At 56.8% G+C, this 22,328-nt stretch carries 21 protein-coding genes; 10 read left to right on the forward strand and 11 right to left on the reverse strand.

Translation table 11 applies throughout. From position 1 onward, the window contains the following. The first annotated feature begins 25 nt into the window (after positions 1-25). The 6 genes from D777_RS11460 to D777_RS11485 are packed head-to-tail and all read left to right on the forward strand — an operon-like array spanning position 26 to position 5,913. On the forward strand, positions 26-1,654 hold the full coding sequence (locus D777_RS11460; protein WP_036132259.1) for an aminoglycoside phosphotransferase family protein: 1,629 nt from the start codon (positions 26-28) through the stop codon (positions 1,652-1,654). After that, positions 1,647-2,540: a GAK system ATP-grasp enzyme gene (locus tag D777_RS11465; protein ID WP_036132262.1), complete on the forward strand. Its 894-nt coding sequence runs from the start codon at positions 1,647-1,649 to the stop codon at positions 2,538-2,540. Before D777_RS11460 ends, D777_RS11465 begins: the two co-directional genes overlap by 8 nt. Continuing rightward, complete coding sequence (locus D777_RS11470; protein WP_036132264.1) at positions 2,541-3,626, forward strand: HprK-related kinase B; 1,086 nt, start codon at positions 2,541-2,543, stop codon at positions 3,624-3,626. Next, positions 3,626-4,306: a histidine phosphatase family protein gene (locus tag D777_RS11475; RefSeq protein ID WP_036132266.1), complete on the forward strand. Its 681-nt coding sequence runs from the start codon at positions 3,626-3,628 to the stop codon at positions 4,304-4,306. Before D777_RS11470 ends, D777_RS11475 begins: the two co-directional genes overlap by 1 nt. A gap of 12 nt (positions 4,307-4,318) precedes the next feature. Next, entirely contained in the window at positions 4,319-5,653 is a 1,335-nt protein-coding gene (locus D777_RS11480) for a metallophosphoesterase (protein ID WP_036132268.1), read from the forward strand. Then, a complete protein-coding gene (locus tag D777_RS11485; RefSeq protein WP_036132272.1) occupies positions 5,650-5,913 on the forward strand; it encodes an amphi-Trp domain-containing protein in 264 nt (87 codons plus the stop codon). The genes D777_RS11480 and D777_RS11485 overlap by 4 nt, the downstream gene beginning before the upstream one ends. A 14-nt stretch (positions 5,914-5,927) precedes the next feature. On the opposite strand, the gene D777_RS11490 is transcribed toward D777_RS11485, so the two are convergent. The 3 genes from D777_RS11490 to D777_RS11500 all read right to left on the reverse strand — a co-directional run bounded on the left by D777_RS11490 (position 5,928) and on the right by D777_RS11500 (position 8,796). Next, positions 5,928-6,179, reverse strand: coding sequence for a hypothetical protein (locus D777_RS11490; protein WP_036132275.1), 252 nt, complete (start codon positions 6,177-6,179; stop codon positions 5,928-5,930). Between the two features lie 174 nt (positions 6,180-6,353). Next, positions 6,354-7,562, reverse strand: coding sequence for a CaiB/BaiF CoA transferase family protein (locus D777_RS11495; protein WP_036132277.1), 1,209 nt, complete (start codon positions 7,560-7,562; stop codon positions 6,354-6,356). Positions 7,563-7,608: 46 nt separating this feature from the next. Continuing rightward, positions 7,609-8,796: an acyl-CoA dehydrogenase gene (locus D777_RS11500; RefSeq protein WP_036132282.1), complete on the reverse strand. Its 1,188-nt coding sequence runs from the start codon at positions 8,794-8,796 to the stop codon at positions 7,609-7,611. 163 nt (positions 8,797-8,959) lie between these two features. On the opposite strand from D777_RS11500, the gene D777_RS11505 reads away from it, so the two are divergent. Beyond that, positions 8,960-9,733, forward strand: coding sequence for a FadR/GntR family transcriptional regulator (locus D777_RS11505; RefSeq protein WP_036133018.1), 774 nt, complete (start codon positions 8,960-8,962; stop codon positions 9,731-9,733). Here D777_RS11505 and D777_RS11510 read toward each other — a convergent pair. Further along, the gene (locus D777_RS11510; RefSeq protein ID WP_036132285.1) at positions 9,723-10,478 is read right to left on the reverse strand and encodes a ParA family protein; all 756 of its coding nucleotides are present in this window, start codon (positions 10,476-10,478) and stop codon (positions 9,723-9,725) included. The genes D777_RS11505 and D777_RS11510 overlap by 11 nt on opposite strands. Positions 10,479-10,833: 355 nt before the next feature. Here D777_RS11510 and D777_RS11515 point away from each other — a divergent pair, with 355 nt between their 5' ends. Then, positions 10,834-12,411 carry a hypothetical protein gene (locus tag D777_RS11515; protein WP_036132288.1) on the forward strand — a complete coding sequence of 526 codons (1,578 nt, stop codon included), beginning with the start codon at positions 10,834-10,836 and terminating at the stop codon, positions 12,409-12,411. Positions 12,412-12,458: 47 nt separating this feature from the next. Here D777_RS11515 and D777_RS11520 read toward each other — a convergent pair whose 3' ends face one another. After that, the gene (locus tag D777_RS11520) at positions 12,459-12,905 is read right to left on the reverse strand and encodes a DUF4124 domain-containing protein (protein WP_227501751.1); all 447 of its coding nucleotides are present in this window, start codon (positions 12,903-12,905) and stop codon (positions 12,459-12,461) included. A gap of 170 nt (positions 12,906-13,075) precedes the next feature. Between D777_RS11520 and D777_RS11525 the strand changes: the two genes are divergently transcribed. Further along, entirely contained in the window at positions 13,076-14,827 is a 1,752-nt protein-coding gene (locus tag D777_RS11525) for an SDR family oxidoreductase (RefSeq protein WP_036132291.1), read from the forward strand. An 18-nt stretch (positions 14,828-14,845) separates the two neighbouring features. Further along, positions 14,846-15,772, forward strand: coding sequence for a metal-dependent hydrolase (locus D777_RS11530; RefSeq protein WP_036132294.1), 927 nt, complete (start codon positions 14,846-14,848; stop codon positions 15,770-15,772). 60 nt (positions 15,773-15,832) lie between these two features. Here the strand turns inward: D777_RS11530 and glcF are convergent, their stop codons facing one another. The 6 genes from glcF to D777_RS11560 are packed head-to-tail and all read right to left on the reverse strand — an operon-like array spanning position 15,833 to position 22,283. Next, complete coding sequence (glcF, locus tag D777_RS11535) at positions 15,833-17,041, reverse strand: glycolate oxidase subunit GlcF (RefSeq protein ID WP_036132296.1); 1,209 nt, start codon at positions 17,039-17,041, stop codon at positions 15,833-15,835. Between the two features lie 2 nt (positions 17,042-17,043). Continuing rightward, positions 17,044-18,111: a glycolate oxidase subunit GlcE gene (gene glcE / locus D777_RS11540; RefSeq protein WP_036132299.1), complete on the reverse strand. Its 1,068-nt coding sequence runs from the start codon at positions 18,109-18,111 to the stop codon at positions 17,044-17,046. Further along, positions 18,104-19,576, reverse strand: coding sequence for an FAD-linked oxidase C-terminal domain-containing protein (locus tag D777_RS11545; RefSeq protein WP_036132301.1), 1,473 nt, complete (start codon positions 19,574-19,576; stop codon positions 18,104-18,106). Before D777_RS11545 ends, glcE begins: the two co-directional genes overlap by 8 nt. Positions 19,577-19,591: 15 nt before the next feature. Further along, positions 19,592-20,017, reverse strand: a complete 426-nt coding sequence (locus D777_RS11550) for a GlcG/HbpS family heme-binding protein (RefSeq protein WP_036132302.1) — start codon at positions 20,015-20,017, stop codon at positions 19,592-19,594. A gap of 20 nt (positions 20,018-20,037) precedes the next feature. Continuing rightward, positions 20,038-21,576, reverse strand: a complete 1,539-nt coding sequence (locus D777_RS11555) for a TRAP transporter large permease (RefSeq protein WP_036132304.1) — start codon at positions 21,574-21,576, stop codon at positions 20,038-20,040. Beyond that, positions 21,573-22,283, reverse strand: a complete 711-nt coding sequence (locus tag D777_RS11560) for a TRAP transporter small permease subunit (RefSeq protein WP_036132306.1) — start codon at positions 22,281-22,283, stop codon at positions 21,573-21,575. The genes D777_RS11555 and D777_RS11560 overlap by 4 nt, the downstream gene beginning before the upstream one ends. Positions 22,284-22,328: the final 45 nt, after the last annotated feature.

Raw genomic sequence — 22,328 nt, forward strand, 5'->3', positions numbered from 1 at the left:
GCGCCATCCCAACGTTTTGCGACCGATGAGGCAACCCATCAACGTATCCATCCTGGAGCACCTCTATTTTCTGCGATTCGAAGTAGAAAATCACTTCGACCTGGTTGAAGCTTTTGTGACTCGGCCCAGGAGCTCCATCGCCCAGCGGCTTATCAACCGGAAGGGGTATCGAAAAACCCTGGTTGAAAAGGTCGATCTGTCCGTGGCCATGGACGTTCAGAGGCGCAAGGTGGACGGCCCGGCGTTCCAGCGCTCCAAATCCCTGGAGCGGCTCGCCCGCTTGCTGGATCAGCTCGGGCAGGCATGCATTGAGTTCACTGACATTGAATCTCTCGCAGAGACGTCCGATAAGCGCTACAAGGATTACGCCAAGCTGATACGGCGGGTGCGCAAGTCGTTGGCACTGGTGATTATCAATCCAGAGGATGCCAATACCCGCCAGGGCCTGAAGATCGGTCGACGAGCGGCCAAACTCAGCGCCAGCCTCAAGGAAACCAGCGCCCAGAGGACACCGCCCCCGAAGGGCACCCAGGACGCCAGCCCGGTTTTACACTTCCAGATTCACCGGATGATCCTGCTGCTGCGGGAACTGGCGGATGCTTTGTTGGCCGCGAATTTCGGGCCCGCCGTCCGATTGCAGAACTACAAGCAACTCAGAGACGCAGCCCACGCCTACACCGAGGATGGCGGCAGTTTCGGCGTGGAAAGGCTGGCCCTGACCCGCAGCGGCAGCACAATTGCGGCACTGAAAGCCGAGCACGACTCATCCCGTGAGTTCATGGCCGTTTATAAGGAAGGTCAGGCGGAAAAGGTACTGGAGGAAGTGTCCGGCGTAGACCAGTGGAAACAGGTTTACCCGAAGGTTGCGCCAACGGTGCTCTCTCACCACGTTGAGCAGGAGACGGATCTTGGCTCCATGATGATCGAGCACCTGCCCGGTCGCACCCTCGAAGCGCTGCTACTCAACAGCCAATGGGACGATGCCCGCCTTCTCATCAGCGAGCTCGGCAAAACCCTGCGTAAAATCTGGAAGAGTTCCCGCACCAAAGAACGGGCGGAACCCCGATATATGCAGCAGCTCAGGAACCGGATGCCGGAAACGCGCCAGGCCCACCCCTCTTTGTTCAGTGAGGGCCAGGTTATCTGTGGCATGTCGCGCCCGCGGTTTAACGCCCTGATGGATGAGGTTGAGACCCTCGAAAAGACCATACGTGCGCCCTTCTCAGTGCTGATCCACGGCGACTTCAATGTTGATAACCTGATTTTCGATGATCTGAAGAACCGAATCTATTTCATCGATCTCCACCGGGCCTCCTATTCCGACTATGTTCAGGATCTGTCGGTGCTGATGGTGTCGATCTACCGCTTGCCAGTGATGGACCCAGCCCCCCGGGCCGAGATGATGGCACTGATCAGGGAGCTGTATCTGTTTGCTCGACGCTTTGCCAAGAGCAACAAGGATTCCAGCTTCGACGTCCGCCTGGCCATTGCGCTTGCCCGGTCCTTCGCCACATCCACTCGGTTCATCTACGACACCGGTTTTGCCCGCAGGCTCGCTTTCCGGTCCGGCTATCTGCTGGAAACGGTCGCGCGGCTGGATCCGGAAAAGCTCGAAAAATTCAAACTTCCCCTGGAGGAAATTTTCAGTGATTAACAAGCGGATTGCCGTAATCGGCACCCCCGGAAAATGGTCTACGGAGGTACTGGCCGACCATCTTGAACGGCTCACCGGATTCCGCTGTGTGGTCGATATGGCTGAGGTCGTACTGAATCTTCAAACCGGGAAGCTCACCTATCGAGACGTTGTGCTCAACGAACTCGATGGCGTGATCATCAAGAAGATCAGTGAAACCTATTCCCCCGCAGCCGATGACCGGATCCGAATGCTGGACGGCCTGAGGGCCGATGGCGTCCGGTGTTTCAGCGCACCAGAGCAGGTGGGCAGACTGATCAACCGACTCGAAGGCACTGCGGCGCTGGCCAGGGGCGGTGTTCCCCTGCCCGAGACCCGGATTACCGAAAATACCCAGGCTGCACTGGCAGTGGTTGACGAGTTTGGCAAAGCAATCCTGAAGCCACTCTACTCCACCAAGGCCCGCGGCATGATCGTTCTGGAAGCCGCCGATGGCACTGAGGTGAACACCCACAAGCTGGAAACCTTCAGGACGGAACACGGCCTTTTCTACCTGCAAAAATTCGTCAACCTTGGCGGCCAGGATCTGGGCATGGTTTTCCTCGGTGGTGAGTACTTGTGCACCTATGCCCGTGTCGGCGACGCCAATGCCTGGAACACCACTATAAACAGTGGCGGCAAATATCAGGCCTACGACGCCAGTCCGGAGTTGATCGAACTGGGTTACAAAGCTCAATCGTGCTTTGATCTGAGCTTTACCACCGTAGACATTGCGCTGACGGAGGAAGGCCCCGTGGTCTTTGAAGTGTCCGCATTCGGCGGATTCAGCGGCGCACTGAAAGGTTGCGGGATCGACGCGGCCGAGAAGCTTTGTGAATATGTCCTCAATGAACTCGAGACAGGCTGAATGATCGATCTTTTTGACAATACCCAGGTCGCTCGCGCCCAATCCGCGTGCACATTTGAACTGAGCCTGAGCTTTGTTGGGTTAAGGGTCCAGGTTTTTGCCAACACCCCGGAAATCCTCGATTATCTGGATGACTACTACGCCAGCCTGACTCAGGGCGGGACTGGCACTTCTGAGATACGCGTTTTCCTGATTAACGACACGCCCGATACCGGCGGCGCCGAATGGACCCCGGTCAAACGCTCCAAACCCAGCCCACTCGGCCTGAAGGAAGCGTTTGTTGATATGCCCTCCGGTCGCTGGATCCACAAGGTTCGCACCGGCATGGTCATGTTTCAGTCCATGATCGACCCGATAGCCCTTGGGGATCTTCAACACAACCGGGCGCAGGTCGTGAACTTCATCAACAACCAGTTCCTCAACCATTACCAGCGGCAAGGCTATCTGCTCGGACATGCGTCCGCATTCGACATCGGAGGGGATACGACAGCCATCGCGGCCTGTTCCGGAGGCGGCAAATCGACCCTGATGCTGCGTGCTCTGGAGAACCCGGAAGCCCGTTTCCTGTCCAACGACAGAATCCTGTTCAGAGCCAGGGATGGGCAGACAAAAGTCCTCGGGTTAGCCAAGCACCCCCGGGTAAATCCCGGAACCCTGGTCAATTCCAGCCGACTGGCCAGTGTATTGCCAGAGTGTGAGCGAACGAGATTCGAGACCATGCCTCGCAATGAACTGTGGGAGGTCGAGCAGAAGTACGACGTGCTGATTCCGGAAATCTACGGTGAACAAAAAACTGCGCTTGAGGGGCAATTGAAAAACCTGATCCTCCTGGACTGGTCCCTTGAGTCCACAGAACCGACGGCTCTGAGCCCGGTTGATGCGCAAAGCACTCCCGAAGCGCTGGAAGGATTACGCAAAAGTGCCGGTCCCTTTTTCCAGGCCGAGGATGGGCACTTCCCGCAACAAAAGTGCGAGTCTGCCGAGACATACGCCAGCAATCTGAAAGGCGTTTGCGTCTGGCGGCTGACGGGCTCTGTCGATTTTGACCGGGCCGTCGCTCAACTGGAAAGGCAAGGCATTCTCTAATGGCAGCGATCGCCCTGATCCGACACGGCCAGTACGAACAGCTGGCAAACACGCCCAGCGCACTTCAACCCTATCCGCTGACAGCTGAGGGTATTGAACAGGTCAGGGAGGAGGCCCGGCGGTTCCGAGCGTGGCTGGAAGCGAGTGATTACCTGCTGGAACCGGAAATACACAGCTCTACACTCTTGCGGGCCTGGCAAACTGCCGAGATCTATCGCGAAGAACTGCGGCAGCTATTCCCGTCTCCCCCCATCACGAAGAGCTTTCCGGCGCTGTGTGAGCGTAGTGTCGGATCCGTGGCCAACCTGAGCGTTCGAGAAATAGAGCGCATAGTGGCGCTAGATCCCCGCCTTGAGGCGCTCCCGAAAGGCTGGAAATCCACCAGCGATTTCAAACTCCCTTTCGACGGGGCAGAATCCCTGTTGGAAGCCGGCGAACGGGTTGCCCGGCATCTCGACGGACTGGCCAGCCCTGCGCCCGACAAGCGAATCCAGCTGATCATCGGACATGGCGCGTCCATTCGTCATGCGAGTTATCATTTAAATGTCATCAACTTCGACGATATTAGACGGTTAAGCATGTTTTACGGCCATCCCGTTGTATTTGAGAGGCATGGACAAGCCTGGACACGCTTGTATGGCAACTGGAAACAGCGCCAACCTTCAGACTCCATCGACTAGCAGACCAACGCCATGACAGCTTCAGGTTTCATTCCCAAAGTACGTGAACACAAATTCCATGAGGCTGTCCTGGCGCGCTTACCGAAGGAGTGGGAACCCTGGCCGGATGATGACACCTCGGTCAACAGCGACGAGGCGCTCAGCGCATTCCTGAAACGATCCACCAAAGGGAGCTTCTCCTGGCCGAAACAACCGATCGTTTTTCTTTCCGACCCCCATGCGGATGCAGAGGCATTCGAGGCGTCGCTGATTGCAGCGGGTGTCATCAAACGCGAAGGCTCCAACCTTTGCGAATACCGGCTGACGAAGTTTGGAAAGAAGGCTGAAATTGTCATCGGCGGTGACTGCCTGGACAAGGGTCCGAGCAACCTGTCGCTGTTAAGGAGCCTGGCACACCTTTACCGGATCAACGCAGACGTCACTCTGCTTGCGGGCAATCATGACCTTCGGTTTTTGATGGGCCTGCTGGTTCTCGAGCGAAGCAAAGACATGGGCAGCCAGCACATGTTCGTTCGCATGGGACGCAAAGTTGTGCCTCTGTTCAGAGAGGTTTTTGATCAGTACCTGCTGAACACGCACTGGCAAGAAGGTCTGCCTTCTGAAGATGAGTGTCGCGAGGCTCTGTTCCCTGCTGACGACTGGTTTGAGAACTTTCCGTTCTTTGCGGCCGGCTTTCTCACCGCAGAGGGGATCGACCGGGAAATGCGGAAAATGGAATCCAAAATCGCAAGCTTCGAAGACCACTGCGCCGATGCTGGAATGTCTTTGCAACAGGTCTACGCCGCGGCAATGAAATGCCGGTCACTGTTTCTGAAAGACTCCGGCGAATTCAACTGGTTCTTCCAAAAAATGCAGCTGCTCAAGCAGCGCGGTTCCTTTCTGTTCCTCCATGCCGGCCTGGACGATCACATGGCCGCACTACTGTCCAAGCGCGGCGTTAAACACGCGAACCGGGCGTTCAAGAGGAACCTGATGACGCAGCATCTGTTCAACTTCTACTACAGCCCGCTCGCCAATACCTTCCGGACAAAATATCGTAAGGCGGACCTTCCCCTCACCCCCCGTGGTGCCAAAGCGGTCAAGAAGGCGGGCATTCACGTTCTGGTTCATGGGCACGTCAATCAGCACAATGGCCAGCGAATCGCGCTCAAGAATGACCTGGTCCATATTGAAGCGGATATCACCCTGGACTCCCATTCCCGGAAGAACGAGGGGCTGGAGGATTACGGCGTGGGCGTGACACTGATTGACAAGAAACTCGGTGTTGTTGGCCTCAGCAGCGATTACCCCAAGGCCAAAGTATTCAAACCGGGCCGAAAAGGGCAACTTACGGGAGCTAATCAATGAAGTCCAAAACCAAGTTCAGCCACGATTCGCTGCTTGATCGCCAGTCCACCCGGGAGCTATTGGTTACCCTGGCCAATGCCATCAAAAAAGGGGAACTGGAATTTCAGGAGAGTGAGGGTGATCTGGTGCTCACCCCAAAGAACCTGATTGAGGTTTCTGTCAGAGCCAGCTCTGACGACGACAAGCAGGAGGTTGAGCTGAAGCTGAAGTGGCGAACGAAAGCCAAGGAAATCTCCGACACGCCGCCGAAAATCAAGTAAAGCGGCTAGTGTGATCACATGCCATTGAGCAGAAGAATCTCGATGTAATGCCGCGCAGAGTGCTCACTGATTGAGCTGTAAAGCACCGTGCCATTGGTCAGCCTCACCTCATAACTGTATGAGCTCAAACCTCCCGGTCCGGCCGGGATACTGTGTTCCACCAGCTCCAGACAGGCATCCCTGTTGCTCCAGATTACCCTGGAATCCGGGAGGCCTGGCCCGTCTGTCAGACCTTTTTGAAGATGAGGCTTTGCGTGTGAAGTCATAACCCGGAAGTCCTGAAGTTTACAATTCACTCCAACAGCATCCCTACTTCCATGAGTAATGAATAGCGACAGATTTCCATTGTTCTAATGAACTATAGACGCTTTTAAGAACAAACGTGGAAGAAAACACGGCTTTCAAGGCCAGAATCCCACGGATCAAAAAGCAGACTGCACTTACCGGACTACCCCCTTGGAACGAAGGGTGTCCAGATAGCCTTCTTCGGGGAACAGCTCGTCCAGCACCTCCCGGGTGTGCTGCCCCAGACCTGGCGGGGGCTGGTCAGCCGTCAGTTTCTGATTGTCGAATCGAACAGGGCTGGTGACCAGGCTCAAACGTCCGGAATCCGGGTGCGAGACTTTCATCTGCATTTCCCGATGCCTCACCTGCGGATCCTCAAACACCTGCTCAATGGAATTGATGGGGCCACAGGGCACCCCCTGTTTCTCCAGAGCCCTGAGCCAGAAGGCTGAGGGTTTCGTGCGAATCAGGCGCTCGAGTTGTGGCACCAGCAAGTCTCGATTCTGAACCCGTTTGCGGTTGGTCGAGAAGCGCTCGTCGGATGCCAGCAAAGGCACATCGGCTACGTCGCAAAAGCGCTGGAACTGAAGATCGTTCCCGACCGCCAGGATGATGTGACCATCAGAGGAGGCAAACGCCTGATATGGCACAATATTGGGATGAGAGTTACCCAGCCTTCCGGGCGAATCCCCCGAAGCGAGGTAGTTTTGCGCCTGGTTTGCCAGCATGCTGACCTGCACATCCAGCAACGATATATCGATCCAGGTGCCCTCTCCGGTCCGCCCCCGCCCGATCAGGGCAGACAGAATCGACGTAGCCGCATACATGCCGGTAAACAGATCCACGACCGCCACGCCAACCTTCACAGGCCCACCGCCCTCCGCACCATCCGGATGGCCGGTGATCGACATCAACCCGCCCATTCCCTGCAGAAGAAAGTCGTAACCCGCTCTGTTGGCATAGGGCCCGCTCTGACCAAATCCTGTGATGGAACAGTAAATCAGATCAGGCTTTATCTCTTTAAGGCTTTGATAGTCCAGGCCATAGCGCTTGAGGCCGCCAACCTTGAAATTCTCAAGCACGACATCGCAAGTTGATACCAACTCACGGATAACCGCCTGCCCTTCAGGGTGAGCGATGTCCACCCCGACGGAACGTTTTCCACGATTGGCACACATGAAGTAGGCGGCATCCTTGCAGCCTTCCGGGTAAGGAGGCCCCCACCCTCGGGTGTCATCACCCCGCTCTGGATGCTCAACTTTGATCACTTCAGCACCAAGATCCGCCAGGTGCTGGCTACACCAGGGGCCGGCCAGAATGCGGGACAGATCCAGAATTCTTATACCTTCCAGGGGCTTATCCAAGCTCAGGTCTCCAGAGCGGGACCGAGTCCCGCTATTGCAACGAACGTCAGAAAAACGCCTGAATATCAGTCTGGGCACGCCCCAGAATCAGTGCGTGTACGTCATGGGTCCCCTCGTAGGTGTTCACCGTTTCCAGGTTTACCATATGACGCATCACTCCGAACTCATCAGCAATGCCATTACCGCCGTGCATATCTCGGGCAACGCGGGCAACATCCAGAGCTTTGCCACAGTTGTTACGCTTGATCAGCGAAACCATCTCGGGCGCCCAGTTACCACTGTCCATAAGGCGACCAACCTGCAGCGCGGCTTGAAGGCCCAGGGTAATTTCGGTCTGCATATTGGCGAGCTTGAGCTGGACCAGTTGGTTGGCTGCCAGAGGACGCCCGAACTGCTTGCGGTCCAACGTGTACTGACGGGCCGCATGCCAGCAGAACTCGGCCGCACCCAGGCTACCCCAGGCGATGCCAAAGCGCGCCTTGTTCAGGCAACCAAACGGACCGGACAGTCCACTCGCATTGGGAAGGAGGTTTTCTTCAGGGACGAATGCTTCATCCAGTACGATTTCACCGGTAATAGAAGCCCGTAAACTCAGCTTGCCCTCAATTTTCGGCGTGGAGAAGCCTTTGGTTCCGCGCTCGACAATAAAACCACGGATCTTGTTATCGTGAGCTTCAGATTTAGCCCAGACAACAGCCAGGTCAGCGATAGGGCTGTTGGTAATCCACATTTTCTGGCCACTGAGCAGATAGCCACCGTCCACTTTCCTGGCGCGAGTAATCATGGAACCGGGATCAGATCCATGGTCGGGCTCAGTCAGGCCGAAGCAACCAACCATTTCGCCGCTGGCAAGTTTTGGCAGGAACTTCTGCTTCTGTTCTTCCGAGCCATAAGCTTCAATCGGATACATGACCAAGGAGGACTGCACGCTCATCGCCGAGCGATATCCGGAATCCACGCGCTCTACCTCGCGCGCGATCAGACCATAGGCAACGTGATTTAGGCCCGCACCGCCATACTGTTCAGCAACGGTCGCACCCAACAGCCCCATCTCGCCCATTTCGCTCATGATTTCGCGATCGAACCGCTCTTCCCGGTACGCTGTCAAAACCCGCGGCTGGAGCTTTTCCTGGCAATACGCCCTTGCGGCGTCACTGATCTGCCGTTCTTCCGCTTCCAGCTGCTGAGTCAGCAGCAGAGGATCTTCCCAGTTAAAACCTGATGAATGTGCCATTGCTCTTCTCCTCGAATGAATGTCTGTGGCTGGAATTGACTCTGGTTTGTTGTCACGCCAAATCTGACTATACTATTTATACTAATAAATATAATGATTCAACCAAGTCGTAAAAAAAATGCGTGTGTGGCAGAATGCGACATCGATTGGAAACGGCCCCAAAATGACAGACACCAACCTTAGAATTCCGAAGCGAGTAAAACGTTCCGACCAGATTGTTGAATCTGTCAAACGCTGGATCGCCGTCAATCGGATGCAGCCGGGAGACCGGCTCCCCAATGAGCGGGAGCTGATGGATCAGTTCGAGTGCTCCAAAGGTACCGTCCGGGAAGCGCTGAAATCGCTGGAAGTTCAGGGTCTGGTATCGATCAGGACGGGCCCCAATGGAGGCGCTGTTCTGGAGAGGGTGGCATTCGAGAAGGCGAGTGAGTTGCTGCGTAACTATCTGCACTTTGAGCAGCCATCCGGACCAGACGTTTATGCATTACGCACCCTCGTCGAACCGGAGATTGCGGCACTGGCTACCCCCAGGCTGAATGAAGAGGATCTGACGCTGCTGGAATCGCTGGTAAACCGTTGCGAGAGCGATCCAGAAACGTTTGAAGAGCGCATCGACCAGCGCATTGCGGAGCTGGAGTTTCACGTTGTTCTGGCTCAACGCTGCAACAACGCCCTCCTGTCGTTTATCGGGCGTTTCCTCAACGACATGATTCGTGACCTGGTGATCTTCAAGAAATCGGCCTTGCCGGAACAACGGGAATTCTCGTGCTCCAACCACGACTATCACAAGCGTCTACTTGAGGCTTTCCGGGCGGGTAACGCGGATGAGGCCCGACAGCTCATGCACGATCACATGAAATCAGCCGAGCATTTCAACCGGGAACTGGAAGGCCAGCTGAACCAGCACTTCCTGGGATCCGGTCAATCTAACGCCTGACAAAACGCAGGTCTTTTGCGACCTCCAGCCACATCTGGCGATAAGCCTCTGCCGCCGGGCTTCTGGGATCCAGAAGCTCCAATGGCCTACCCTCTTCTCCCATACGCTCGACGACGCTCGCATAGGGAATAGATACTCCCATGGCATTTACCAAGACATCTTCTCCCCGCTCAACGAGATCCTTGTGCAGGTTTTTGCGGCGGTCTACCAGCGAAAAAAACGGGCGCAATTTCTTGGCACCGAGCTTCTTGTCCTTCATGAAATCCCGTAACTGGTTCCAGCTGTTTAGGGAGAGCCAGGTTGGAACCACGGGCACATAAACCTGGTCGACCATGTCCAGCACCTGTTCGGTCAAACGTGACAGAGTAGGAGGGCAGTCAAGAATCACCAGGCTGGTGTCCTCCGACAATGGCGCCAGCATCTGTCGAATGGTGTTACCGCCCTCTTCCTGTTCAAGACGAATGTCAAAATTCCGGAAGCTGCTGTGTGCGGGAATAAAATCGAGGTCCGGGTAGACATCTTCGTGGATATAGCGGGCTATAGGTGCTTTGCCCTCAAGAAGTTTGGACAGTTTTTTGCCTTTGACTGTCTCGGCCCCCGACAGATAAAAGCTCGCAGCTCCCTGGGGGTCCAGGTCCCAGAGCAGGGTTTTGTGGCGATGCTGGCTCGCCAGATACGCGATATTCACAGCGGCGGCGGTTTTCCCTACTCCACCCTTTGGGCTGTAGAAAGCTATGGTCCTCATCAATACCTGACTCCAAAACAGTAAACGACTCAGTCCACCACAGTACGTGGCTCACTGTCGATGCCAAGAAGCATGCGAATATAGTGCTCCTGAACAGATTTCATCAATATGGACAATTCAGCCCCCAATCAAACAAACCGCTGGCGCGGCGACAACAGCGACAAGGACTCATCCTGAGTGGCACAAGGCCTGCCCCCTCGGCAGCCTTGTGAAAGAGCGATCGATCTCTTCGGCACGCATTCAACCAATGAAATGTTTCAGTTATGTGAAACATCATACAGATCAATACCTTTCACAATTCGGTCATAGTCTTGGCGTAGCCTCGGCCTCCCATTCACAAGGAGAGCTGTACCCCATGTCTGGAGATTCCTCCCTGCTGGTTGAAAAACTGTGGCGACTGAAGCGTCGCATCGACAAAGGCGCCTGTCCGGGCGTTGAATTCGTTCACCTGAACACGCTTCTGCGAGAACCCGGTTATCGGGCAGATGTATTACGCCGCGTTGAGCAGAACGGCACGGAAGAACTGAAAGCACTCGCCAGGGAAATCCAGGCAAACGACAATGGCGCCCCCCTGATGGCCCAGAGCAATACCAGCCGGCTGTCTGCGAGCACAGACGAACCAGACAAACAATCAGGCTGGCTGCGCCGGAACAGCCTGATACTGATCCCGTCACTGGCTATCGCATCCATCGCGGTCGGCTTTACCGCGTTCGAAAATCGTGCCGTCCGTATCGACGCCGATATTACCCACGATACGACCTGGGAAAGCGGCAAGCGTTACATTCTCGAAGACACCGTTTACGTCGAGAATGCCAACCTGACCATCGAGCCGGGAGTCACGGTAGAGGGAGAGAATGGCTCCGCGCTGGTGATTACCCAGAACGCGAGGCTGTTTGCCCGCGGCAAGGCCGACAAACCGGTTGTATTTACCAGCGCCCTCAGTGAAGGAAATCGTTCCCGCGGCGATTGGGGTGGCGTGGTGATGCTGGGCCACGCACCTGTAAACGAGCCGGAAGCCGCCATCGAAGGCCTGCCCCCGGGCGAAACCCGCGGTCGCTTTGGAGGAAGCGATACTGACGATTCCTGCGGCGTGATCGAGTACACCCGAATCGAGTTTGCCGGTTTCGAGGTCTACAAGGACAACGAACTCAACGGCCTCACGCTCGGCGGATGCGGCAAAAACACCATCATCCGCAATTTACAGGTTCATCGCTCGCTGGACGATGGCATCGAAATGTTCGGCGGCAATGTGGATCTCCAGAACATTGTTATCTCCGGTGCCGGTGATGACAGTATCGACTGGGACTGGGGCTGGAGCGGACGAGTCCAGTTCGCCGTGATCCAGCAACACCCCGATGCCGGAGATAATGCCTTCGAAGGCGACAACAATGGCAGCAACCACGAAGCCTCACCCCGCTCGGAACCCACGTTCTACAACGTCACGCTGGTCGGAGCCGGAAATGCCCAGAAAAGGCACCGCGGGATGGTTATTCGCGAAGGCTCTGGCGGCCACTTCCATAACATGCTGATCGACAGCTACGGCATCGAGGCACTGGACACCCGTGACGAAGCACTCTCGCTGGTTAACCGGAATCTGTTGACGTTCAGTCATAACCTCATGGCCAACCTTGGACACCTGGGGCAAGTCACCCGGGAAGACCGGGACAGCAATGACGACTTCGGTTTCGATGAACAGAACTGGATGGAGTCGGCGGCTAACAACAACGTATTCCGGGTGGATACCGCCTTGTTTCCGAACGCCAAGGACCTGATAAACCCCAACTTTATGCCCCGCATCCAGCTACGTCAGATGAACGCAACCCGCCCTCAACAAAGCGAGTTCTTCGACGAATCTGCCAATTTCGTGGGCGCCGTCAGCCCCGTTTCCGGTAGCAGCTGGCTCGACGGCTGGACCAGTTTCCCGGAGTCGTGACCTCGGAAGCCGCTTAGCTCTCTGAATGACGCTAAGCGGCTCACCGTTCAACCCAGAATGCACTCCCGACTCAACTTCTTGCTCACCGCCCGGCGCCGCTGACGGAGTGAATTGCCCTTGTCGTTGCTGTACCCGTTTCTGAGCTGGGCCTGAATGACGTCCAGTTTGTCGCGGTAGGCAGCGCAGGCTTTTTTCCGCTTTGCCTCCGCTCTGGCTCGCGATCTGCCGCGGGATTTTACCGGGCGCTCCGGCTTAGACAGCGCCTCCTGGACCTCATCCCGTATCCGGGAAACGCGCTCGCCTTGATCCAGATTCTCGGACATGGGAACCGTCGCCACGGGTCGTACCGTGATTCTTTCATGCTCCATCTTCGAAGGCGGGTGATCGGAGAAATGGGCGACACCCTTCTCGTCAATCCAGGTATAGACGCCGGCAAGTGCCGTGCCGGAGCTGAAAACGGTCAAAACAATAGCGGCCAGAATCCTTGGCATCATCATCCACTCCCTGTGGTTTCATTGCTGAGCAACGCAGTATAGCTGAATCCGGCGGCACGGGGTTTTGACCTTGTCCCCAAAAGCCACGACCCCGACCCTTTACGCCAACACCCCCAACGCTCTCCGCTGATAGTCTGATCAACGATGGTCACGACAATCATGGAGCCCCTATGCAAAGTAATTTTCAGGTGAACAACGGTGATATATCGCTGAACGTGGTCACCTATGGCGATGCGCGCAAGGTGCCCATCGTATTGGTTCACGGTTATCCCGATAACCACAGCGTATGGCAGCCGGTAGCCACGCGGCTGGCCAGCAAGCACTTTGTCATCACCTACGATGTGCGGGGCGCTGGGGAATCGAGCGTACCAGAGCATCAGTCAGACTACCGTATGTCGATTCTCTCTGACGATCTCCGGGCGGTTGTCGACTCGGTCATTCCCAATCGGCCGTTCCACCTGGCCGGCCATGACTGGGGCTCCATTCAAAGTTGGGAGTCTGTTACATCAGGCCCTCTGCAGAAGCGTATCCTGTCCTATACAACCATTTCCGGGCCCTGCCTGGACCATATGGGCTATTGGGTACGTAACAAAACACTGAACCTGTCACCGGCTGCCAAGACCGAATTACTCAAGCAGCTGTTCAGCTCCTGGTACATCGGCTTCTTCCACTTGCCCATTCTGGCGCCCGCTGCCTGGCAGGGAGGTCTGGACAAACTATGGCCCCACTATCTCAGGCGCCGGGAACAGGTGTCGGAACCAGGGCCCAATCCGACCCAGGAAAAGGATGGCCGCAATGGCGTGCAACTGTACCGTGCAAATTTCCGCACCAAGCTGCTCCGCCCCGAGCCACGTCCCGCCCATTGCCCAGTCCAGTTGATTGTGCCGACGAGAGACAACTATGTCGGCACCCATCTGTTCGACGGTCTGCATGAGTGGGTCCCGGAGCTCTATCGCCGCGACCTGAACGCGAACCATTGGGTCCCTCTCAGCCACCCCGACCGGATCGCTCAATGGCTGGGCGAATTCATTGCCGGCGTTGAAACCGGAACCATGCCCCCAGCCCTTCAACACGCCAGGGTAAGGCCCGAGCGTCTCGGACTCCCCCTCACCGGCAAGACCGCCGTAATAACAGGTGCCGGGTCTGGTATAGGCAGAGCCACGGCCCTGCGACTGGCAGAAATAGGCGCAGATCTCGTTTGCGTCGACATCAACGAACAAGCCGCCGAAGAAACCGCGGAGAAGGTCCGTGAATCGGGCGCGAACGCCTGGAGCAGGAAAGTCGATGTCGGCTCAGCCGCCGCGATGCAAAAGCTGGCGAAATGGGTCGAGAAGGAACTGGGGTGCGCCGATATCGTTGTCAACAACGCCGGCATCGGCATGGCCGGCGGCGTGCTGGACACCACAACGAAAGACTGGGACCGCATCCTAAAGGTCAATCTCTGGGGCGTGATCCATGGTAGCCGTCTGTTCGGTCAGCAGATGGTCGATGCCCATTGCGCCGGACACATCGTCAATGTCGCGTCCGCTGCAGCCTTTGGTCCCAACCGGAAACTCGCGGCCTATTCAACCAGCAAAGCCGCAGTGCACATGCTGACCGAATGTCTGCGGGCCGAGCTTGCGGAATATGATATCGGTGTTACCTCGGTGTGCCCCGGTTTTGTGGCTACCGGCATTGCCCAGAATACGGTTTATGCCGGCCTGAGCGAGGAAGAGCAGGCGGAAAAGAGAGACAAGGCAGACAGCCTGTACCAGCGTCACGCCACCTTCACCCCGGAGGACGTCGCCGAGCGCATCTGCCAGTCAGTGCTTAGCAATCCCGCCATCAGTCTGGTGGGGCCAGAGGCGCTCGCGACACGGTTTGTAAGCCGCTTTGCCCCGAGCGTATCGCGCATGATCGCGCGGTTGGATATTACCCCGTAAGCGAGGGAAACCATCGACATGACCGACACTCAACGCCATCAACTGAAAGCCCGCAGGGTAGAATTTGATTTCCAGCAAACGCCACTGCACTGGCTGAAGGATGACCCGTTTTCAACCCACGTTATCAACGGCATCCACATGCTCCTGCCGGAGGGCGAACTCTGGTTTTGCCGGGTCTACAACAAAGCCCTGCCCCTGATCACGGACGATGATCTCAGGGCGGATGTGGAAGGCTTCATCCGTCAGGAAGCCATTCACTCCCGCGCGCACAGCAGGGCCCAGGTCTACCTGAAAGCACATGACCTGGAGCTGGATGAATACCTTGAAAGGGTCGAATGGCTATTCAAGTCTCTCCTTGGTGAACAACCGTTGGGACTGGCTGCGCTGCAACGCAAGCCTCTGGAAAAGCCGTGGCTCGTTCTACGAGTCGGCTTGATCGCTGCGATCGAACATTTCACCGGGGTGCTTGGCCAGTGGGCAATGGATAACACCAGCTGGGAAGCCAACGGAGATCCGGCGATGGTGGACCTGTTCAAATGGCACCTTGCCGAAGAGGTGGAGCATCGAACGGTGGCATTCGATCTGTTCGACCATTTGTGTCAGACACAGCTGGGGTTCTATGTCTCGAGGCAGGCGCTGATGGCGATGGTGTTTCCGCTGATAGTCTACTTCATTGCCGAGGGCGGTCGCACTCTGATGCGCCAGGACCCGAATGCCGATGTTCGAAAAATGGGACGCAAATACCTGCCGGCGGTGCTGAAGCAGTTGCAACGCACCGGACGGGCAACCAACAACGTACCCACCTTTACCTTTCTGCTAGAAGCAACCTTGCGCTGGATTGCCCCGGGGTTTCACCCGATTGATGAAGGCAATACCGAGCAGGCTCTGGCGTACCTTGCCCGTTCGCCGGCGGCTCAGGCGGCAGCCCGCCGGGAGCTTCACTGACCCAATAAAAAAGCCAGAGACTGTCGGTCTCTGGCTTTTTCTTTCGTCATGATCCAGCAATTACTGGTCGAGCAATTCAATCCAGTGCTGAACCGGGACTGACGCTTTGGTCTCCAGATGCATCTGGCAACCGATGTTCGCGGTTACAATGCGATCTGGCTGATCAATGGTCAAAGCCTCCAGCTTGTTATTCAACAACTTCTGGCTCAGTTCCGGCTGCAGTACCGAGTAGGTTCCGGCAGACCCACAGCACAGGTGCTTGTCTTTGGTTTGCGCCAGATTGATGCCCGCCTTGGTGAGCACCTGCTCAACCACGCCACTCTGCTTCATGGCATGCTGCAGTGTGCACGGACAGTGGAAGGCCACTTTGCCCGGACTCTGGTTCAGCTTGAGCTTTTCAAGGTCCTGTTTAAGCAGGTACGCGCCGATGTCGGTGCAGAGCTCACTGACCTTCCGCGCCTTCTCGGCATAAACCGGATCATCTTTCAGCAGATGGCCGTAATCCTGCACCATGGCACCGCAACCGGACGCGGTCATGATGATGGCTTCGGCACCCGCTTCAACAGCAGGCCACCAGGCATCGATGTTCTGGCGCATCCGCTCCAGGCCTTTCTCGTGCTCGGACAGGTGATAGTTCACCGCACCACAGCATCCGGCTTCCGGGGCCTCGACCATGGTGATTCCCAGCTTGTCCAGCACTCGTGCCGCAGCCGCGTTGGTGTTCGGCGTTGCCGAAGGCTGAACACAACCCGCCAGCGCCAGTACGATGCGGTTGTGACTGGCCGCAGGCCAGGGGCTGGCGTGCTTCTTCGGTGGCACCTTGGTGCGGAGCTTGCCCGGCAATACCGGGCGGAACAGCTGCCCGAGACCAAGCAGCAGGCCAAACAACTGACGGTTCGGCAGCACCCGGGCCAGCGCCCAGCGCATCCATTTGTCTTTCGGTTCCCGGGGCACTTCACGTTCGATCAGCTCACGACTGATGTCCACCAGACGGCCGTATTTCACACCCGACGGGCAGGTGGTTTCACAACTACGGCAGGTCAGGCAGCGATCCAGATGCTCCCGGGTTTTCTCGGTGACTTCCTCGCCTTCGAGAAACATTTTCATCAGGTAGATTCGACCGCGAGGACCATCCCGCTCGTCGTTCAGTTCCTGGTAGGTCGGACAGGTCGCAGTGCAGAACCCACAATGGACACACGCCCGAAGGATGGATTCTGCCTCCTGCCCCTCAGGGGTATTGGCAAATTGTTGAACCAGATTCGTTTGCATAATTACAACCAACTATAGAGACGGCCCGGATTGAAAATACCGTCGGGGTCAAACGAGCTTTTCACACGACGCTGGATAGCCTTGAGAGCCTCAGGCTGACGGTGCAGAACCTCACCGGTACGATCGCCGCCACGGAACTGGCTGACCTGTCCGCCAGCGGTTTTGGCCAGAGGCTCAAGATCCGACAGGTTAACCGCACCACGGAACCAACGCTGAGAACCGATCCAGTCGATAAACCAACGACCTTCCACATCGGGCGTGGGTGCCGTTGAGTCGACGGAAAAACGCCAGAGGGGCACATCGTTTCCGGCAAAGAACTCATGCTGCATGTCCTGCACGCTGCGCCAGAACTCGTCGCCACCTTCCATCACGTCGCCGGACCATTTTTCAGCCGTGGCTTCCACCGCCGAGCGGGCTCCAGACAAGCGCAGATACACCTTGCCGTCCACCCAGCAGGCACCGGTAATCGGCTTGGACTCACCGGCACGACGGTTCATGTATTCGATGACCTCGTCCATACCCATTTCCTGAACCAGAGTCGCACTGGCCGCAGGCTTCGGCATGACTTTCATGCTGATTTCAGTGATCGCGCCCAGGGTACCCATAGCTCCGGCCTGGAGACGTGATACGTCGTATCCGGCCACATTCTTCATGACCTGGCCGCCGAAACGCATGTGTTCGCCTTTGCCATTTAACAGCCTCACCCCCAGCACCTGATCCCGGACCGAACCGGTCCAGGGGCGCGCGGGTCCAGAAAGGTTGCAGGCCAGCGTGCCGCCGATAGTCGAGGCCTCGCCGAAGTGCGGCGGTTCGAAATGCAGACACTGCCCTTCTGCGTCCAGCGCCTCCTCGATCTCTTTGAGTGACGTACCGGCGCGTACCGTGAGTACGAGTTCTACCGGGTGGTACTCAACAATACCGGTGTGCTCAGCCAGGCTGAGCGTACCCGCATCAGCCTCGGCGGCGCGCCCCATAAACGATTTGGTGCCACCGCCAACGATATTGAGTTTCTGCCCGTTACTGCGGGCCTGGAGCACCTGCTCCTGAAGTTGCTGGGTCAGATCAGCCATGTGCGCCATCCGTCTGTTCGTGCTTGTGTTGCTTGTGCTCAATGGAACGGTATTCCTGACAGAATTTGAGGGTCGGCACCCCCTTGCCCGGATTCAGCATACCGGTCGGATCAAACGCGGCTTTGACGTCATGGAACTGCTGGAGCTCTTCGTCATTGAACTGCACAGCCATCTGGCGGATTTTCTCCACGCCCACGCCGTGCTCACCGGTGATACAGCCTCCCACTTCCACACACAACTCGAGAATCTTGCTGCCGAAGGCCTCGGTGGTCTCGAACTCGCCCGGGACGTTTGCATCGAAAAGGATCAGCGGATGCAGATTTCCGTCGCCGGCGTGGAACACGTTTGCTACCCGCAGCCCGAATTCATCGGACATTTTTTCCATTTCCAGCAGTACATGGGCCAGGTAGCGACGGGGAATGGTGCCATCCATACAGTAGTAATCCGGGGAAATCCGGCCTACGGCAGGGAAGGCGGACTTCCGTCCTTTCCACAGCAGGGCCCGCTCCTCTTCACTCTGGGACGTTCGAATCGACGTCGCCCCCAGTTTGCGGAAGACTTCCTCGGCCTCCGCTATGTGCTCATGCACTTCTTCCTCGGTGCCGTCGACTTCACACAGCAGCAACGCCTTGGCGTCGCGCGGGTAACCCGCCTGGGCAAAATCATCGGCGGCAACAATCGCGTGGCCGTCCATCATTTCCAGGCCGCCCGGAATAATGCCGTGGGAGATGATGCCGCCCACGGCATCGCCGCCCTTCTCGACACTGTCGAAGCCGGCCATGATGACCTGGGCCACCTCCGGCGTCGGCAACAGCTTGACCTTCACTTCGGTCACCACACCCAGCAGGCCTTCGGAGCCGGTGATCAATGCCAGCAGGTCCATGCCACAGCTATCGAGGCCGTCGCTGCCGATGTTGATCAGCTCACCGTCTGCGGTGACCATTTCGACACTCAGAATGTTGTGGACGGTCAGACCGTACTTGAGACAGTGCACACCACCTGAATTCTCAGCCACGTTACCGCCGATGGTGCAGGCAATCTGGGATGAGGGGTCCGGACCATAGTAGAGGCCGTACTGGGCCGCCTCCTCACTGATGGCCAGGTTGCGAACACCGGGCTGGAGCCTGGCCGTTCGACCAATGGGATCAATGTTGATAATCCGGTCGAACTTCGCCAGCGAGAGCACCACCCCTTCCTTGTGCGGCATCGCGCCGGCACAGAGTCCGGTCCCCGCACCGCGGGCAACCACCGGCACATCATTCTCATGGCAGATGCGCATGACCCGCTGCACCTGATCCACGGTTTCCGGCAACACCACCAGCATGGGCATTTCGCGATACATCGCGAGGCCATCACACTCGTACGGCTTCAGGGTTTCGTCATCGGTGATGACGTAGTCCGGATCAATAAACGTCCGGAACTGCTCCGCCAACTGCGCTTTGGTAGCTTTTGGCTTGGTAGTCATAGCATTCTCTGATAATTACTGGCGTTGGGCTTCGAAATGATCGAGGCCAGCCTGGGCACAATCCATATCCTGTTGCGGAGTACCGGAACTCAGCCCGATACCGCCCACAACCTCACCATTGACGATCACCGGCAAGCCGCCACCCACCGAGCTCACGCGGCCACCCACCTCGGTATGAATACCGAAAGCCAGGCTACCCGGCGTATTGACCTTGTTGTAGTCATGAGTGGCCTTTTTGGCGGCCGCCGCCGTGAACGCTTTGTCCTGAGCAATGGTCACACTGGTAATTTTGCCACCGTCCATACGCTCGAACGCGATCAGGTTACCAGACTCGTCAACCACCGCGATGCACATCGGCACACCAATCTCGCGAGCTTTCTCGGCGGCTCCCTCAATCAGGATTCGAGCCTCAGAGAGGTCAAGCCGGTTGATCGTCAACATGTCATGTTACTCCTTGGGTATCAGCTATAAACAAGACTTGGCAGCCATGTGGTAATGGCCGGGAATACGATGCAGAGGAATACGCCCAGAGCCTGGATCGCCAGGAACACCAGCGAAGACTTGAAAATAGTCCCCATGGTGATTTCCGGAGGGCACACACCGCGGATATAGAACAACGCATAACCGAACGGCGGACTCAGGAAGGACATCTGCATGTTTACGAGGTACAGAACACCGAACCACAGCACCACGTCATCGCCCTGAACTCCCGGCATACCAAAGACACCAGGGAACTCGAGAGCCTCAACAATGGGGATGAAGATCGGCACGGCCAGCAGCAGAATGCCGACCCAATCCAGGAACATACCCAGAATCACCAGCAGCACCATCAGCAGGAAGAGGATGCCGTAGGCTGGCAGACCGGTTCCCAGGATGGACTCGGTGATAAAGTCCTGGCCACCCTGCAGAATGTAGAAACCGACAAACACCGAAGCCCCAAACATAATCCACAGAACCATGGCCGACGCTTTCGCAGTGGTCACCGAGGCATCGCGCAGCGTGGCGATGGTGAATACCTTGTGCTTCATCGCCACCAGAATGGCACCGAAGGAACCGATACCCGCAGCCTCAACCGGCGTGGCGATACCACCGAACAACAGACCAAGTACGAGGAACACCAGAATCAGCGGCGCGATCAGGTCCTTTAGCATCAGGAGCTTATCGACAAAGCCAATGCGCTCCTCCTCGGGAATCGGAGGACCGAGCTTAGGATTCAGCTTGGCACGGATCCAGACATAGAACACATACAGACTGGACAGCAGCACGCCGGGGATCACCGACCCCAGGTACAGCTCACCCACCGACTGCTGTGCCACCACGGCATAAAGGATGGCCAGAATCGATGGTGGAATCAGGATACCGAGAGTACCACCGGCCATGATCGATCCCAGGGCGATCTTGTGGTCGTAGCCGCGTTTGAGCATGGCAGGCAATGCAATAATGCCCATGGTAACCACGGCGGCGCCAATAACACCGACCATCGCCGCCAGGATGGTGGATGCCACGATGGTCGCGATGGCAAGACCACCACCAACACCGCCCATCCACTTGTAGACCACGTTGAACATCTCTTCGATCAGGCCCGCGCGTTCAAGCATCGACGCCATGAAGATGAACAGCGGGATGGCGGCCAGATCCGAGTTGGTCATCATCGGGAAGATTCGGCTGGGAATGATGTTCAGCATCAGGGAGTCGCCGACCAGATAGATAAACGCGACACCAAGACCACCGGTCACAAAGGCCAGTGGAAGCCCCATCATCAGGGCCACCAGCAGAGAGCCGAACATCAGATAGGTCAAGGGTCCGATGGAGACTCCGGAAAGGCTGCCGGCCAGTTTGAACAGAAATTTCTCGTCGCTGAACGGATCGTAGAAGAGAATATTGACGATCTCGACAAACATCACGAAGGCCAGCGCCACCGTGGCCAGAATCATCAGCCAGGTACCAAGCTTGCCCGCGAGTCCGCCGGAATTCGGAGTGTTTACAGTGGTGGAACTCATGCTTTCTGCTCCCGGCCAAACTTGATGAACAGGGCGATGTCCTTGATCAGCTTGGACAGGCCCGCCAACGTAATCAGAACTGCTCCCAGAAGCATCATGGCCTTCACCGGCCAGTACTGGATGCCCCAGGTCTCAACGGTGCGTTCATCCATTGAGTAGGAGTTCTGAAAGAAGGTCCAGGAGGTAATAATCAACGCCAGCGAGAACATGAAGAAGAACATGGAGGTGAAAATATCCATGCCGATCCGGCCACGCTCCGGCAGGAGGTTGTAGATCACGTCCACACGCACATGGGCACCGTGCAACATGGCAAAGGCACCCGCCAGCAAATACTGCATGCCGAACAGCAGGAAGCTCGCCTCGTGTACCCAGATGGTGGGCATGTTGAAGATGTAGCGCATCACCACTTCAAAGAAATAGAAGACAACCGCATTCACGGTCCAGAACGAGATAAACAGACCAGACTTGTCACTGATCCAGTCGATGATCCGGGTAAACCAGTTCTCGTAGTCGCCTTCGATGGTCTTCGACATTTCCGCTTCAATTTCCTGAAGCTTCTCGTTGGCCAGAGCATTCTTGTCCATGGCCTGGACGCCCCGGCTGCTGGACCAGCGGTCCCATGCCATCATGATCAGCGGCATAATGGCCAGCCATCCCCAGTAGAACCAGTGGGGAAGAACAAAGCCGAAATTACTCAGATCCGACATACTGTCATCACCTCAATCACAGCGCGGGGAAGGGAGAGAATGCCC

The sequence above is a fragment of the Marinobacter nitratireducens genome, assembly GCF_000708045.1.
In the GTDB taxonomy this organism is placed as follows: domain Bacteria; phylum Pseudomonadota; class Gammaproteobacteria; order Pseudomonadales; family Oleiphilaceae; genus Marinobacter; species Marinobacter nitratireducens.

Excerpts from the sequence above, each read along its gene's own strand:
- D777_RS11460 (WP_036132259.1), top strand. The coding sequence starts at position 26 with ATGAGGCAACCCATCAACGTATCCATCCTGGAGCACCTCTATTTTCTG.
- D777_RS11470 (WP_036132264.1), top strand. The coding sequence starts at position 2,541 with ATGATCGATCTTTTTGACAATACCCAGGTCGCTCGCGCCCAATCCGCG.
- D777_RS11475 (WP_036132266.1), top strand. The coding sequence starts at position 3,626 with ATGGCAGCGATCGCCCTGATCCGACACGGCCAGTACGAACAGCTGGCA.
- D777_RS11480 (WP_036132268.1), top strand. The coding sequence starts at position 4,319 with ATGACAGCTTCAGGTTTCATTCCCAAAGTACGTGAACACAAATTCCAT.
- D777_RS11485 (WP_036132272.1), top strand. The coding sequence starts at position 5,650 with ATGAAGTCCAAAACCAAGTTCAGCCACGATTCGCTGCTTGATCGCCAG.
- D777_RS11490 (WP_036132275.1), bottom strand. The coding sequence starts at position 6,179 with ATGACTTCACACGCAAAGCCTCATCTTCAAAAAGGTCTGACAGACGGG.
- D777_RS11500 (WP_036132282.1), bottom strand. The coding sequence starts at position 8,796 with ATGGCACATTCATCAGGTTTTAACTGGGAAGATCCTCTGCTGCTGACT.
- D777_RS11505 (WP_036133018.1), top strand. The coding sequence starts at position 8,960 with ATGACAGACACCAACCTTAGAATTCCGAAGCGAGTAAAACGTTCCGAC.
- D777_RS11510 (WP_036132285.1), bottom strand. The coding sequence starts at position 10,478 with ATGAGGACCATAGCTTTCTACAGCCCAAAGGGTGGAGTAGGGAAAACC.
- D777_RS11515 (WP_036132288.1), top strand. The coding sequence starts at position 10,834 with ATGTCTGGAGATTCCTCCCTGCTGGTTGAAAAACTGTGGCGACTGAAG.
- D777_RS11520 (WP_227501751.1), bottom strand. The coding sequence starts at position 12,905 with ATGATGCCAAGGATTCTGGCCGCTATTGTTTTGACCGTTTTCAGCTCC.
- D777_RS11525 (WP_036132291.1), top strand. The coding sequence starts at position 13,076 with ATGCAAAGTAATTTTCAGGTGAACAACGGTGATATATCGCTGAACGTG.
- D777_RS11530 (WP_036132294.1), top strand. The coding sequence starts at position 14,846 with ATGACCGACACTCAACGCCATCAACTGAAAGCCCGCAGGGTAGAATTT.
- glcF (WP_036132296.1), bottom strand. The coding sequence starts at position 17,041 with ATGCAAACGAATCTGGTTCAACAATTTGCCAATACCCCTGAGGGGCAG.
- glcE (WP_036132299.1), bottom strand. The coding sequence starts at position 18,111 with ATGGCTGATCTGACCCAGCAACTTCAGGAGCAGGTGCTCCAGGCCCGC.
- D777_RS11545 (WP_036132301.1), bottom strand. The coding sequence starts at position 19,576 with ATGACTACCAAGCCAAAAGCTACCAAAGCGCAGTTGGCGGAGCAGTTC.
- D777_RS11550 (WP_036132302.1), bottom strand. The coding sequence starts at position 20,017 with ATGTTGACGATCAACCGGCTTGACCTCTCTGAGGCTCGAATCCTGATT.
- D777_RS11555 (WP_036132304.1), bottom strand. The coding sequence starts at position 21,576 with ATGAGTTCCACCACTGTAAACACTCCGAATTCCGGCGGACTCGCGGGC.
- D777_RS11560 (WP_036132306.1), bottom strand. The coding sequence starts at position 22,283 with ATGTCGGATCTGAGTAATTTCGGCTTTGTTCTTCCCCACTGGTTCTAC.